The sequence below is a fragment of the Arthrobacter sp. NicSoilB11 genome (genome assembly GCF_019977375.1).
Classification (GTDB): Bacteria; Actinomycetota; Actinomycetes; order Actinomycetales; family Micrococcaceae; genus Arthrobacter.
Genome location: NZ_AP024657.1, coordinates 268,073 through 281,304 on the forward strand (window position 1 = coordinate 268,073; position 13,232 = coordinate 281,304).

Annotated in this window: 13 protein-coding genes and 1 pseudogene; 10 read left to right on the forward strand and 4 right to left on the reverse strand. The window is 66.6% G+C overall.

The features are described from left to right. Positions 1–38: 38 nt before the first annotated feature. Positions 39–538 (reverse strand): annotated as a pseudogene (locus LDO14_RS21645) (alpha/beta hydrolase); the annotation flags it as partial. A 68-nt stretch (positions 539–606) separates the two neighbouring features. Between LDO14_RS21645 and lysS the strand changes: the two are divergent. From lysS to LDO14_RS01315, 3 genes are all read left to right on the forward strand, one after another. Continuing rightward, positions 607–2,145: a lysine--tRNA ligase gene (gene lysS, locus LDO14_RS01305; RefSeq protein WP_056388386.1), complete on the forward strand. Its 1,539-nt coding sequence runs from the start codon at positions 607–609 to the stop codon at positions 2,143–2,145. 2 nt (positions 2,146–2,147) lie between these two features. Continuing rightward, positions 2,148–2,324, forward strand: coding sequence for a hypothetical protein (locus LDO14_RS01310; RefSeq protein ID WP_018770963.1), 177 nt, complete (start codon positions 2,148–2,150; stop codon positions 2,322–2,324). Positions 2,325–2,452: 128 nt separating this feature from the next. Then, a complete protein-coding gene (locus LDO14_RS01315) occupies positions 2,453–2,785 on the forward strand; it encodes an Lsr2 family protein (RefSeq protein WP_018770962.1) in 333 nt (110 codons plus the stop codon). A gap of 93 nt (positions 2,786–2,878) precedes the next feature. Here LDO14_RS01315 and LDO14_RS01320 read toward each other — a convergent pair whose 3' ends face one another. After that, complete coding sequence (locus LDO14_RS01320; protein WP_142069538.1) at positions 2,879–3,496, reverse strand: hypothetical protein; 618 nt, start codon at positions 3,494–3,496, stop codon at positions 2,879–2,881. A gap of 272 nt (positions 3,497–3,768) precedes the next feature. Between LDO14_RS01320 and LDO14_RS01325 the strand changes: the two genes are divergently transcribed. From LDO14_RS01325 to LDO14_RS01355, 7 genes are all read left to right on the forward strand, one after another. Beyond that, complete coding sequence (locus LDO14_RS01325; protein ID WP_026266017.1) at positions 3,769–6,261, forward strand: ATP-dependent Clp protease ATP-binding subunit; 2,493 nt, start codon at positions 3,769–3,771, stop codon at positions 6,259–6,261. A 212-nt stretch (positions 6,262–6,473) separates the two neighbouring features. Beyond that, positions 6,474–8,597, forward strand: coding sequence for a prolyl oligopeptidase family serine peptidase (locus LDO14_RS01330; RefSeq protein ID WP_223993401.1), 2,124 nt, complete (start codon positions 6,474–6,476; stop codon positions 8,595–8,597). Between the two features lie 169 nt (positions 8,598–8,766). After that, positions 8,767–9,276, forward strand: a complete 510-nt coding sequence (locus LDO14_RS01335; RefSeq protein WP_018770958.1) for an amino-acid N-acetyltransferase — start codon at positions 8,767–8,769, stop codon at positions 9,274–9,276. A 270-nt stretch (positions 9,277–9,546) separates the two neighbouring features. Then, positions 9,547–10,548, forward strand: coding sequence for a dihydroxyacetone kinase subunit DhaK (dhaK, locus tag LDO14_RS01340; RefSeq protein WP_223993402.1), 1,002 nt, complete (start codon positions 9,547–9,549; stop codon positions 10,546–10,548). Positions 10,549–10,550: 2 nt separating this feature from the next. Next, positions 10,551–11,183 (forward strand): dihydroxyacetone kinase subunit DhaL, encoded by a 633-nt coding sequence (gene dhaL / locus LDO14_RS01345; RefSeq protein WP_026266016.1) that lies wholly within the window; start codon positions 10,551–10,553, stop codon positions 11,181–11,183. Next, a complete protein-coding gene (locus LDO14_RS01350) occupies positions 11,180–11,929 on the forward strand; it encodes an HPr family phosphocarrier protein (protein WP_223993404.1) in 750 nt (249 codons plus the stop codon). The genes dhaL and LDO14_RS01350 overlap by 4 nt, the downstream gene beginning before the upstream one ends. A 36-nt stretch (positions 11,930–11,965) precedes the next feature. Next, a complete protein-coding gene (locus LDO14_RS01355; RefSeq protein WP_018770954.1) occupies positions 11,966–12,139 on the forward strand; it encodes a hypothetical protein in 174 nt (57 codons plus the stop codon). A 20-nt stretch (positions 12,140–12,159) separates the two neighbouring features. Here the strand turns inward: LDO14_RS01355 and LDO14_RS01360 are convergent, their stop codons facing one another. Further along, positions 12,160–12,660 carry a hypothetical protein gene (locus tag LDO14_RS01360; RefSeq protein ID WP_223993407.1) on the reverse strand — a complete coding sequence of 167 codons (501 nt, stop codon included), beginning with the start codon at positions 12,658–12,660 and terminating at the stop codon, positions 12,160–12,162. A gap of 79 nt (positions 12,661–12,739) precedes the next feature. Beyond that, positions 12,740–13,171 carry a DUF3592 domain-containing protein gene (locus LDO14_RS01365; RefSeq protein ID WP_223993409.1) on the reverse strand — a complete coding sequence of 144 codons (432 nt, stop codon included), beginning with the start codon at positions 13,169–13,171 and terminating at the stop codon, positions 12,740–12,742. Positions 13,172–13,232: the final 61 nt, after the last annotated feature.

A 13,232-nucleotide genomic window follows, 5' to 3' on the forward strand; every position in this document is an offset into this window, starting at 1 on the left:
GCATCCGGGCGGGTTCCGCCGTCCGGATGCCCGCCCGTGAAATACGCCGCGATGTCGGTCACAAGCTCCTTGACGGCCGCCGGAATGGACCCGTGGAAGCACTTGGGGGAGAGCTGGTAAGTGCTGCCTGGAACTGCCTGGTGCAGCCGCTCCGCCGTTTCCTTGTAGCCCGGGCTGGTGGCCTTCTTCATGTGCGCCAGGGCGTGGCCCACCTTGCCGCCGTTGACGGCGTCCTCGAACCCGTCCAGCCACGCGGTGTCGATGCTGCCGTCGATGTTCACCGCTGCGTCGTACACCGCAAGCCTGTCCGGGACCTTTGCGGTTCCGGTGAACTCCTGCACGGTGTTCAGCGCCACCGCTCCGCCCAGCCCTCTCCCAGGCCTTTCGCCAGGGCGATGGAGAACTGGCGGTAGATCAGGGCCGTGAGGAACGCGCCGCCGATCAGCAGCACCCGCTTTTGCCCGGGCGCGTCTTCGGTGCCGTAGCTGTACAAAGCCAGCCTGCCGCCGTCGTGCGCTGGAAGTACCCGTTCTTTCACCCGTCCATCCCAGGGTGTGAGCCTGCGGGCCAGCTGCAAGTCCTGGCACCCAATGCCCGGTAAACTTGATGATTGTGACTTCCCAAAACACCCCCTCGCCCAAGAACGCCCCGGAGCCCGTTGATGCCAGCGAGCAGATGCGGATCCGCATGGAAAAGCGCGCCAAACTTCTTGAGCGCGGCACGGAGGCGTACCCCGTGGGGGTGGAGCGGACGCATTCGCTCGCCGAGATCCGGGAAAAGTACGCCCACCTCGAAGCCGACGACACCACCGGCGACACCGTGGGCGTCACCGGCCGCGTTGTCTTCATCCGCAACACCGGCAAGCTCTGCTTCGCCACCCTGCAGGAAGGCGGCACCGACGGCAAAGCCACCCGCCTGCAGGCAATGCTGAGCCTGGCCAACGTGGGTGAGGAGGCGCTCGCCGACTGGAAGGCCCTGGTTGACCTCGGCGACCACGTGTTCATCAAGGGCGAGGTCATCTCCTCCCGCCGCGGCGAGCTGTCCATCATGGCGGACTCCTGGTCCATGGCCTCCAAGGCCCTGCGCCCGCTTCCGGTCCTGCACGCGGACCTGAACGAGGAAACCCGCGTCCGCCAGCGCTACGTGGACCTGATGGTCCGCGACGAAGCCCGCGAAATGGTCTACACCCGTGCCGCCATCACCCGCTCCATCCGCGAAACACTGTTCCGGCACCGCTACGTGGAAGTGGAAACCCCCATCCTGAACCTGGTCCACGGCGGCGCCCTGGCCCGGCCGTTCGAAACCCACATGAACGCCTTCGACCAGAAGATGACGCTGCGCATCGCCACCGAGCTGTACCTCAAGCGCGCCGTTGTTGGCGGCATCGACCGCGTGTATGACATGGGCCGCGTGTTCCGCAACGAGGGTGTGGACTCCACCCACAGCCCCGAATTCACCACCCTTGAGTGCTACGAGGCCTGGGCGGACCAGTTCGTGATGGCAGAGCGGATCAAGGAGATCATCCTCGACGCCGCCGACGCCGTGGGTGCCGGACGCGTCCTTCAGACCGAGGCGGGGGAGATCAACCTCGACGGCGAGTGGGCCTGGCTGGCCGTCTACCCCGGACTTTCCGACGCCGTGGGGCAGGAGATCACGCCGGAGACGCCCGTTGAGGTGCTTCGTGAGATCGCGGAAAAGCACGACGTCAAGGCGGACCCCAAGTGGGACGCCGAAAAGCTGGCGGTGGAACTCTTCGGCGAAATCGTGGAGCCCACCCTGCTGAACCCCACCTTCGTCTACGACTACCCGCCCTCCGCCCAGCCGCTGGCCCGCCCGCACCGCGAGGACGGCCGGCTGATCGAGGCCTGGGACCTGATCATCGGCGGCATGGAGCGCGGCACCGCCTTCTCCGAGCTGATCGACCCCGTCATCCAGCGCGAACGGCTCACCGAGCAGTCCCTGCACGCAGCCGCCGGTGACGTGGAGGCAATGCAGCTGGACGAGGACTTCCTGCGCGCCCTGGAATACGGCGCCCCTCCCATGGGCGGCATCGGCCTGGGCATCGACCGGCTGGTCATGCTCTTCACAGGCGCCGGCATCCGCGAAACCATCCTGTTCCCCCTGCTGAAGCCCGAAGGGCACTGATCATGGAATACGTAGCGGTTATCCTGCCCTCCCTGGTGGTGGGCCTGCTGTTCTGGTTCGCCATGAAGGCAATCTTCAACGCGGACAAGGCCGAGCGCCAGGCGGAGGCCCGTGCGCAGGCCGAGGCGGATTCCCTGCCGGTGCAGCCTACGGACCGCCCGGGCCCCGAATCCAAATAGATAAACCCCCTTCTTTCCGGTTTTATCCCCAAGGAACCAATAGGCGCTTTGACGCGTTGCCAAGATAAGAGTCATAATTTTTTTGGGAAACATCCTGCTTTTCTGAAAACCCAAGAGGAAGACCTTTAATGGCACAGAAAGTAAACATCATCCTCGTTGATGATCTGGATGGGGGATCCGCAGACGAGAATGTTAAGTTCGGCCTCGATGGGGTCAACTATGAGATTGACCTGTCGGCAGCCAATGCCGCTGAACTTCGGTCTTCACTGGAGAGGTTCATCAACGCTGCACGCAAGGCTTCCGGAGGCCGCACCGCCCAGCGGGCGAAGGCTCCGGCCGGTGGCCGCAGCCACGATTCGGCACAAATCCGGCAATGGGCCCGGGATAACGGCTACACCGTTAACAGCCGCGGCCGAATTCAGGCTGAAATCCAGGAAGCCTACCAAAAGGCAAATTCCTAGGTACGCGCGTGGCCTGACTAAAAAGCCCTGCTTCCCACCTTCGGGAGGCAGGGCTTTTTGGCTGGGTGCAGGTATTTAGCGGTACGGGCGTAATTACTCCCGCGCCGCAGCCGGGGATTCACCGCTGTGCGATTCACGGCGCAGCAGGCTGCCGGCAGCAAACTGCTCGGCGACATAGAACACGAAAGGCGGAATATCGCCTGTTTTCGCCAGTACCACTCCACACCCGGCACTGGCGAGGGCCAGCGCTGCCGCCTCCTTTTTCCGGTGCGGCAAGGTTGCCAGGGTGCCGGACAGGGACCCGAGCGCGAGCACATGCAGCCACGCATAGGCGTGAAACGGCCACGCCGGGAAGCGGCGCGCCGCGAAACGCTCCAGGTCCGAGGCACGCATTGCAAGTTCGGACACAAATAACGGCGCCCCGGCGGCAAGTGCGACGGCGGCTGTGCCGGCGAGTGCCCTGCTCCTTCCGGGCGGGAGGGCCAGGGCCAGCCGGGCAAACGCCGCGGGCATGGCAGCCGTCCCCGCCGCCGCCACATGCTGTCCCGCAACCCACCAGCGCTGCCCCTTCCGGAGCATGTCCAGCCGCCGCGCAGCGTCGGGCTCCAGGTAGACCCCCGGCACCGGGCTGATGCCGGCCAGCCAAACCGCGCCGGCCGCGAGGGCAACCCCCGCCGGGCGCCTGACGCGTTCCAGGTCCACCTGCGACATGTTCCCGCCCTCCCCGCTGATTCACGCTGCCCATGTTGCTCCCGCTGGAGCGGCCAAGGCCGCCGTTAGGGCCAAGAATGGCCCATCACCCGGCGCGGGACAAGGGCTTCTTGGAGGGTTCCTTTGCCCGCTGCTGCCCGGCGGCCGAAGTCCGTGGAAGGGGGCGCGGCAATATTCCCGGAAGTCCCATGTTTCCCCTGTGGCGAACACGCTCCACAACTTCGGACCGGCCACGTAGCATCAAAGTACGTCGTAGCTAGGAGTGTGGCGAAATGTTTGAGCGATTTACGGACCGTGCCCGTCGCGTAGTTGTGCTTGCCCAAGAAGAGGCACGCATGCTGAACCACAATTACATCGGTACCGAACACATCCTCTTGGGTCTGATCCATGAGGGTGAGGGCGTTGCCGCCAAAGCTCTTGAGTCCTTGAGCATTTCGCTCGACGGCGTGCGCGAGCAGGTGCAGGAGATCATCGGGCAGGGCCAGCAGGCCCCCTCCGGCCACATCCCCTTCACCCCCCGCGCCAAGAAGGTGCTGGAGCTCTCGCTGCGCGAAGCCCTGCAGCTGGGCCACAACTACATCGGCACGGAGCACATCCTGCTTGGCCTGATCCGCGAGGGTGAAGGCGTCGCCGCCCAGGTGCTGGTCAAGCTCGGCGCCGACCTCAACCGGGTCCGCCAGCAGGTCATCCAGCTCCTCTCCGGCTACCAGGGCAAGGAAACCACCGGCGCAGGCGTCGGCGGCGGACAGCCCGAAGGCGCACCCGCCGGTTCCGTGGTCCTGGACCAGTTCGGCCGCAACCTGACCCAGGCTGCGCGCGAGAACAAGCTGGACCCCGTCATCGGCCGCGAGCAGGAAATGGAACGCGTCATGCAGGTCCTTTCCCGCCGCACCAAGAACAACCCGGTCCTCATCGGCGAGCCCGGCGTCGGCAAGACGGCCGTCGTCGAAGGCCTGGCCCAGGCGATTGTCCGCGGCGACGTTCCGGAGACCATCCGGGACAAGCAGCTGTACACCCTGGACCTCGGTTCCCTGGTGGCAGGTTCCCGTTACCGCGGTGACTTTGAAGAGCGCCTCAAGAAGGTCCTCAAGGAGATCCGCACGCGCGGCGACATCATCCTGTTCATCGATGAGATCCACACGCTGGTGGGTGCCGGTGCCGCCGAAGGCGCCATCGACGCAGCCTCGATCCTGAAGCCCATGCTGGCCCGCGGCGAGCTGCAGACCATCGGCGCCACCACTCTGGATGAGTACCGCAAGCACATCGAGAAGGATGCCGCCCTGGAGCGCCGCTTCCAGCCGATCCAGGTCAAGGAACCCTCCGTGGCGCACGCCATTGAGATCCTCAAGGGCCTGCGCGACCGCTACGAGGCGCACCACCGGGTCACCATCACCGACGGCGCCCTGGCCTCCGCTGCAAGCCTTGCCGAGCGCTACATCTCGGACCGCTTCCTGCCGGACAAGGCGATCGACCTGATCGACGAAGCCGGCGCCCGGCTGCGCATCCGCCGCATGACCGCTCCGCCGGAGCTCAAGGCCATGGACGAGCGCATCGCCAAGCTGAAGATGGAGAAGGAATCCGCCATCGACGCGCAGGACTTCGAAGGCGCCGCTTCGCTCCGCGACAAGGAACAGAAGATGATTTCCGAGCGCGCGGAGAAGGAACGCCACTGGAAGTCCGGCGGCATGGACGACATCTCCGAGGTGGATGAGGATCTCATCGCCGAGGTGCTGGCCAACTCCACCGGCATCCCCGTCTTCAAGCTGACCGAGGAAGAGTCCTCGCGGCTGCTCAAGATGGAAGACGAACTGCACAAGCGCGTGGTGGGCCAGGACGAGGCCATCAAGGCACTGTCCCAGGCCATCCGCCGTACCCGTGCAGGGCTCAAGGACCCCAAGCGCCCCGGTGGCTCGTTCATCTTCGCCGGCCCCACCGGCGTCGGCAAGACCGAGCTCGCAAAGGCACTCGCGGAGTTCCTGTTCGGTGAAGAGGACGCCCTCATCACCCTGGACATGTCCGAGTACTCCGAGAAGCACACCGTCTCGCGGCTCTTCGGTGCCCCTCCGGGCTACGTCGGCTACGAAGAGGGTGGCCAGCTGACCGAGAAGGTCCGCCGCCGTCCGTTCTCCGTGGTGCTGTTCGACGAAGTGGAAAAGGCCCACGCGGACCTCTTCAACTCGCTGCTGCAGATCCTGGAAGACGGCCGCCTCACCGACTCCCAGGGCCGCGTGGTGGACTTCAAGAACACCGTGATCATCATGACCACCAACCTGGGTACCCGGGACATCTCCAAGAGCGTTGCCACCGGCTTCCAGTCCGGCACCGACACGCAGACCGGCTACAACCGCATGCGTGCCCGTGTGACGGAGGAGCTCAAGCAGCACTTCCGTCCCGAGTTCCTGAACCGTGTTGACGACGTCGTGGTGTTCCCGCAGCTGACCCAGGACGAGATCATCGAGATCGTGGACCTGTTCGTCACCCGCCTGGAGAAGCGCCTCAAGGACAAGGACATGGGCATCGAGCTCACCAAGGCCGCAAAGGTGCTCCTCGCAACCCGCGGCTACGATCCCGCCATGGGTGCCCGGCCGCTGCGCCGCACCATCCAGCGCGAGATCGAGGACCAGCTCTCCGAGAAGATCCTCTTCGGCGAGATCCACCCCGGCGACATCGTCGTGGTGGATGTCGAAGGCGAAGGCGACGACGCGAAGTTCACCTTCGCCGGCAACGCCAAGCCCCGCATCCCGGAGATCGCCCCGAGCGTCTAGTCTCCACAGCCAAAGCCCCGCCACTCCGCAAGGAGCGGCGGGGCTTCCGCTTGTTAACCACCCCTCCGCCGGCTGGGTCCGGCGCTTTCATCTCTGGCTGGGTCCGGCGCCGGGGCCGGAGCGAACCCAGCCACGGAAAACGCACCCGGGCGCGCAGCCGGGCAGTGCGTGGCGGCTGTGCTCCAGGACACAAAACGTGTTGAATCGGGGGCATGGCTAACTTGGAACCGGCGATCCCGGATGAGCAACCACTAACCCCTTTCCACGACCTCGACCACTACCTGTCCATCCCGCGGGTAAGCGGCCTGGCCCTGAGCCCGGACGGCTCGCGGCTGGTCACCACCGTCAGCACCCTGAACGGCAAAGGCACCGAGTTCGCCACTGCACTGTGGGAGCTGGACCCGGCCGGGCAGAAGCATGCGCGGCGAATTACGCGCAGTGCCAAGGGCGAAGCCGGTGCCGCTTTCTCGGCCAACGGCGACGTCTACTTCACGTCCGCGCGTCCCGACCCGGACAGCCCCGACGAGGAACCGGTGAACGCCCTGTGGGTGCTTCCGGCGGACGGCGGGGAAGCCAGGGTGGCCCTCAGCCGGCCCGGCGGCATCAGCAAAGTGCTGACGGCCAGGGGCGCGGACGCGGCGTTCGTCACCGCCGAGGTCCTTGCAGGGTCCATGGACGAGGAAGACGACGCCGACCGGCGCAAGACGCGCAAGGACCGGAAAGTCTCTGCCATCCTGCACTGCGAATATCCGGTCCGCTACTGGGACGCGGACCTGGGGCCGGGCCAGCCGCGGATCTTTGCGGTGGAAGCGGGGGAGGGCAATGCGCCCGGCAAACCGGCAACGGTTGACGCCACCGCCCCGCTGGTCCTGCGTAACCTGACGCCGGACGCCGGGCCCCGGCTGCGGGAAGCGGAGACCGTGGTCAGCCCTGACGGCAAGACCATCTACAGCAGTTACACCAAACCACTTCCCAAGGCGGACAGCAGGTCCGTCCTGGTGGCGGTGGATGTGGCATCCGGCGGGCTCAAGGTGCTGTTGGACCAGGAGGGAATGAGCTACTTCCCGGGTCCGGTCAGCCCCGACGGCCGGACCCTGGTGGTGGTCAGCGAAAGCGACTCCACCCCGCAGCAGGCCCCCGACATCAAGATGCACCTCCTGGACGTCTCCGGCGGTGCCGCCGGGAACGCCGCGGGCCTGCAGCCCCTGGCCCACGACTGGGACCGTTGGCCCAAGCCTGCAGCGTGGCTCCCCGATGGCTCTGCCCTCCTGGTCACAGCGGACGACGACGGCGCGTCGCCGGTTTTCCGGGTCAGCATTCCGTCGGCTGCCGCTGAGGTTGGCGTCACCCGGGTGACGCAGGACGCCGCGGCATATTCCGACGTCGTCATTTCTCCAGAGGGGCGGAGCGCGTATGCCCTGCGCAGCTCCTACGAATTTCCGGCCGAAGCCGTCCGGATCGACCTGGCCACAGGGGAAACAACCCGCCTCCCGGCTCCTGCGGAACGTCCCAGCCTCCCGGGGCGGCTGGAACGCATCGCGGCCACCGCGGCCGATGGGTCCCGGGTGCCTGCCTACCTGGCCCTGCCGGAGGGCGCCTCCGCAAGTGAGCCGGCGCCGCTGCTCCTGTGGATCCACGGCGGTCCACTGGGATCCTGGAACGCCTGGACGTGGCGCTGGAACCCGTGGCTTCTGGCTGCCCGGGGATATGCGGTGCTGCTGCCGGATCCCGCGTTGTCCACGGGATACGGGCAGTCGTACATCCAGCGGGGCTGGGGCTCATGGGGGAAGGCGCCCTTCACCGACCTGATGGCCGTGACCGATGCGGCGGTGGAACGGCCCGATGTCGATGAGTCCCGGACCGCGGCGATGGGCGGCTCCTTTGGCGGGTACATGGCCAACTGGGTTGCAGGCAACACGGACCGGTTCAAGGCAGTTGTCACCCATGCCAGCCTGTGGGCCCTGGACCAGTTCGGGCCCACCACGGACGCCTCCCAGTACTGGCTGAAGGAAATGACCGAGGAGATGGCACTAGAGAACTCGCCGCACCTGCATGCGGAGAACATCGGCACGCCCATGCTGGTGATCCATGGGGACAAGGACTACAGGGTGCCCATCGGCGAGGGCCTGCGGCTTTGGTACGAGCTGCTGTCCAAGTCCCGGCTCGCGGCGGACCAGGACGGGCAGACCCCGCACCGGTTCCTGTACTTCCCGGACGAAAACCACTGGGTCCTCCAGCCGCAGCACGCCAAGGTCTGGTACCAGGTGGTGGAGTGGTTCCTGGCACGGAACGTCCTGGGCAAGGACATCGAACTGCCGGCAGAACTCGGCCTCTAAGCTGTTGGATACTCCGGCTCGGAGGCTGGGGCATTTGCCGCTTGCTGCTCGTTCCTCCCCGCTGGCCCCCTGCCTCGCAAGCTCGGCCGGGGACCCTCACCAGCGTGGGCCCAGCTTTGACGCAAGCTACGCAAATGTCCCAGCCTCCTTCGCCTCGTAGGATAGCTCTGTGACCGACTCCTTCCACATCCGCCCAGCACGCACCAGCGATGTCCCTGCCATCAAGAAGCTGGTGGCGCCCCTGGCAGAGGAGCGCATCCTGATGGCAAAGGAGACGGTGGCGTACTACGAGAGCCTCCAGGAGTTCCGCATTGCCGAGTCCAGCGACGGCGAAATGATCGGCTGCGGCGCCCTGCACGTGATGTGGGAGGACCTTGCGGAAATCCGCACCCTCGCGGCTTCGGGTGAATGGCGCGGCAAAGGGGTGGGGCACGTCCTGGTGGAAAGCCTGCTGGAGGAGGCCCGTGCCCTCGGTGTCTCCCGGGTCTTCTGCCTCACCTTCGAAGTGGACTTCTTCAAGCGCCACGGTTTCGAAGTGATGGCGGACCAGTCGGCGGTGGACCCGGAAGTGTACTCGGAGCTGCTGCGCTCCCATGATGAAGGCGTGGCGGAGTTCCTGGACCTGGCCCGGGTCAAGCCCAACACCCTGGGCAACACCCGGATGATCCGCACCCTCTGACGCTGTTCCGCACCCTTCAAAGCCAACCGCGGGAGCACGGGGGACTGTCGTATTGGCTTTACTCGAATTGATGGATAAACTACTGCAGGCCGGTATGTGGGGGGCCTCAGGAAAGGGACAGTCATTGGGGGCTGTCCCTTTGCTGCGTCCCGGGCCGGCGGTTCCGGGAAGCGGGCGGCAAACCCGGGCAGGAAGAACCTACCGCCACCTGCGATGACGGTAGTAGGGTCGGAAAACACACCCTTCAGGAGCACAGCCAGGAGCAACGCCGTGAAGAAACTCATCAACGATCCAAAATCCGTTGTCCAGGAAGCTGTCCAGGGCTTCGGCATGGCGTACGCCGGACTGGTGACGGTCAGCGAAGACCCCATCTACATCACGCGCAAGGACGCGCCGGTGGCGGGCAAGGTGGGGCTGGTTTCCGGCGGCGGAAGCGGCCACGAGCCGCTGCATGCCGGCTACGTGGGGAAGGGAATGCTCGACGCCGCGGTGCCGGGGGCGGTGTTCACCTCACCCACGCCGGACCAGATCCTTCCCGCCACCCTGGCAGTCGACTCAGGTGCCGGCGTCGTGCACATCGTCAAGAACTACACCGGCGACGTCCTGAATTTTGAGACGGCGGCCGAACTGGCCGAGGCGGAGGGCGTGAGCGTCCGCACCGTCCTGGTCAATGACGACGTCGCCGTGGAGGACTCCCTGTACACGGCCGGCCGCCGCGGGGTGGGCGGCACAGTGCTGGTGGAGAAGATCGCAGGAGCCGCCGCCGAGCGCGGGGACGATCTGGACGCCGTCGCTGCCATCGGCGAACGGGTCAACGCCAATGTCAGGACCATGGGCGTGGCCCTGTCCGCGTGCACCGTGCCCCACGCGGGCACGCCCAGTTTCGACCTCGCAGAGGATGAGATCGAGATCGGCATTGGCATCCACGGCGAGCCGGGCAGGCACCGCATCCCCATGGAAAACGCGGACAGCATCACCAACCGCCTGCTGGAGCCGGTCCTGGCTGATTTGAAGATCAGTTCGGGGGACAGGGTGCTGCTGTTCGTCAACGGCATGGGCGGCACACCGCTGAGCGAGCTGTACATCGTGTACCGGCGGGCCGTGCAGGTGCTCGCCGAAGCAGGTGCCACGGTGGAACGGTCGCTGGTGGGCAACTACATCACGGCCCTGGAGATGCAGGGCTGCTCCATTTCGGTCCTCCGGCTGGACGACGAGCTCACGGAACTGTGGGATGCACCCGTGCACACCGCCGCCCTCCGCTGGGGCGTGTGACCGTGGTCCTGGACGCCAATTGGGCCGTGAAATGGCTGACCCTGTGCGCGCAGGCCATGGCTGAACACCGCGTTGAACTGATCGAACTGGACCGTGCAATCGGGGACTCGGACCACGGCGAGAACATGGACCGCGGCTTCCAGGCCGTCCTGGCCAAGCTGGGCGAATCCACGCCGGAGACGCCCGGGGCGGCGTTGAAGATGACGGCCATGACCCTGATGTCCAAGGTGGGCGGAGCCGCCGGTCCCCTCTACGGCACCGCGTTCCTTCGCGCCGCCACCGCCTTCGGCGACGCGCCCGAGATTGATCCGGCAGGGCTGGCCTCTGCCCTGGAGGCTGCCCGGGACGGGATCGTGGCGCGCGGGAAGGCGGAGAGCGGCGACAAGACCATGGTGGATGCGTGGACGCCGGCAGTTGATGCGGCCCGGGCCGCGGCTGACGGCGACGGCACGGACGTCCTTGGCGTCCTGGTGGCAGCCGCGGAAGCCGCCGAGGCCGGGGCAGTGGCCACCGATCCCCTCATCGCAAGGAAAGGCCGGGCCAGCTACCTTGGCGAACGCAGCGCCGGCCACCGGGACCCCGGCGCTGTGTCCAGTGCGCTGATCCTGCGTGCGGCCGTTGGGGCGGCTGCGTGACCGTAAGCATCGTGGTGGTGTCCCACAGCGAAAAGATCGCCGACGGCGCCGTGGAGCTTGCCGCCCAGATGGCTCCCGACGTGGTGATCCTGCCCGCCGGCGGCACCGACGACGGCAGGATCGGCACCAGCCTGGAGAAGGTGCTGGCAGCCCTTGAACAGGCCGGCGATAAACAGCGCAATGCACAAGAGGCCGGCGCGGAACAGCCCGGAGTGCAGCCCGGCGGGAACGGCACGGTAATCCTGACGGACCTTGGATCAGCGGTGATGACGGCCGAAGCGGCGCTGGAGTTCCTGGAGGATGCCGCCGGCGTCCTGCTCGCCGACGCGCCGCTGGTGGAAGGGCTGGTGGCCGCTGCGGTCGCCGCCCAGGGCGGAGCAGATGTGCAGGCGGTCCGGGCGGCGGCTGAAGCGGCAGGCGGTCCGGCCCGCCGGCCCGAACCCGCACGGGCCGGGGGAGCGGGGCAGGGACCTGTCAGCAGCGCCGCACCGGATTCCGCCGGCGACTTTGAACTTGTGAACCAGGCCGGGATGCACGCCCGGCCGGCCGCGAAAGTGGCAGGGGGCCTGGCCTCGCTGGATGCCGAGGTCACCATCAACGGGGTGGATGGCGCGTCCATGACGGGGTTGATGACCCTCGGCGCCGGCAAGGGCACCGTGCTGCACGTGGAAGCGTGGGGGACGGATGCGGAACGGGCAGTGGAGTACGTCGGCGGCCTGGTGCAGGCCGGCTTCGGCGAGCCCTAAGCCCGATGGCGGGTTCCTGCGAATAAGCTCGATGGCATGGAACGGCCGCTTGCAGAGAACCCCCAGGAAATCGAAGTGCTGGACGGCCAAATCTCCGTGGAGGAACTGCTCGCCGAACTCGGCTTCGATTGGAGCGCCCAGCCCGTGGGTGGCGGTCCGGCGGCCGGAACTGCCGAAGGCGAAACCTTCACCCAGCCCGTGCTGTTCTAGTCCGGTGCCGCCCGGTCCAGTTACCCGGATGCAGGCTGCTGGTGCAGTCCGGCGTCGTCCAGGACGACGGACGCGGACAGGACCTTGCCGCATTGTTCACCGAAGGGGTAGGCCACCTGCGGCCTGAATTCCAGGGTGCGTACCGGCAGTGCGGTTCCCTCGGGCGCTGCACCGGACACGGTCACCGTCATGGGCGATTCGGTCAGGGTATCCAGCATCAGCACAGCGGTCTTGGTGCCATTGGGCGAGGCCGTGGCCGAACAGGCGCCCTCGCGGCTGCACCCCGCGTCCACGGAAGTGCTGCCCGGGCGGAGTTCGACGTCGGACTCCTTGCAGGTGCCGTCCTGGCAGGCGCGGACGTGCAGCGCCGCCACCTTCGGCGAGTAGCCGGCGCTGACGGTGATGGAAACGGCGGTGGCCTGCGCGATTGCGGGGCAGGCGCTGCCGGCAGGCCCGCAGGCGGAGATAAGGGCGGAGATGAGCGCGGTCGTCAATGCCAGGAGCAGTCCGGGCTTGTGCATGCTTTCAGGCTACGTCGGGCGGGCCCGCGCAGGGCCGGATCGGCGTCAATTGGAGGCAGCATTGTTATGCCTCCACGGCCTAACCCAGCGGGAAGATGCCGATGAACCAGAAGAGCGCGATGGCAAAGACCGAGAAAAACGCGATCAGGCAGCCCATGGCGGTGCGCGGCTCCGGGGAAACCTGCAGGGATTCGTTGGGGTTCTGCGGGTTGTAGGCCACCTCGATGAGGGCTCCCGGCACAGGCTGCTCCACCCCGGAGATCTCCGACTTGCCCATGAAGAGGGTGCCCTGCGGATCGGTGAACTGGTAGGTGGGGTAGTGGCGGAGGTTCCGGTTGGCGCCGCCCACGCCGCTGGTCCAGCCGGTGGTGCTGCCGGTGACGGTCGCCTGTACCTTGGGCCAGGCCGCCATCTGGTGTTCCTGGCGCTTGGTCCTGCGGGCCGCACGGACCAGCGAAAATATCGCAGCGGCAACGAACAATGCCCACACGATGTACAGAATGGTTTTCATGGCTCCCCCGGTTCCGGTCACCAAGAAGTATGCCATCCCGGCCTGGCCCTTGAGGGTCCAG

What these genes read in the sequence shown, in the direction of transcription:
- lysS (WP_056388386.1), top strand. Translation starts at nt 607, where the DNA reads ATGATTGTGACTTCCCAAAACACCCCCTCGCCCAAGAACGCCCCGGAG.
- LDO14_RS01310 (WP_018770963.1), top strand. Translation starts at nt 2,148, where the DNA reads ATGGAATACGTAGCGGTTATCCTGCCCTCCCTGGTGGTGGGCCTGCTG.
- LDO14_RS01315 (WP_018770962.1), top strand. Translation starts at nt 2,453, where the DNA reads ATGGCACAGAAAGTAAACATCATCCTCGTTGATGATCTGGATGGGGGA.
- LDO14_RS01320 (WP_142069538.1), bottom strand. Translation starts at nt 3,496, where the DNA reads ATGTCGCAGGTGGACCTGGAACGCGTCAGGCGCCCGGCGGGGGTTGCC.
- LDO14_RS01325 (WP_026266017.1), top strand. Translation starts at nt 3,769, where the DNA reads ATGTTTGAGCGATTTACGGACCGTGCCCGTCGCGTAGTTGTGCTTGCC.
- LDO14_RS01330 (WP_223993401.1), top strand. Translation starts at nt 6,474, where the DNA reads ATGGCTAACTTGGAACCGGCGATCCCGGATGAGCAACCACTAACCCCT.
- LDO14_RS01355 (WP_018770954.1), top strand. Translation starts at nt 11,966, where the DNA reads ATGGAACGGCCGCTTGCAGAGAACCCCCAGGAAATCGAAGTGCTGGAC.
- LDO14_RS01360 (WP_223993407.1), bottom strand. Translation starts at nt 12,660, where the DNA reads ATGCACAAGCCCGGACTGCTCCTGGCATTGACGACCGCGCTCATCTCC.
- LDO14_RS01365 (WP_223993409.1), bottom strand. Translation starts at nt 13,171, where the DNA reads ATGAAAACCATTCTGTACATCGTGTGGGCATTGTTCGTTGCCGCTGCG.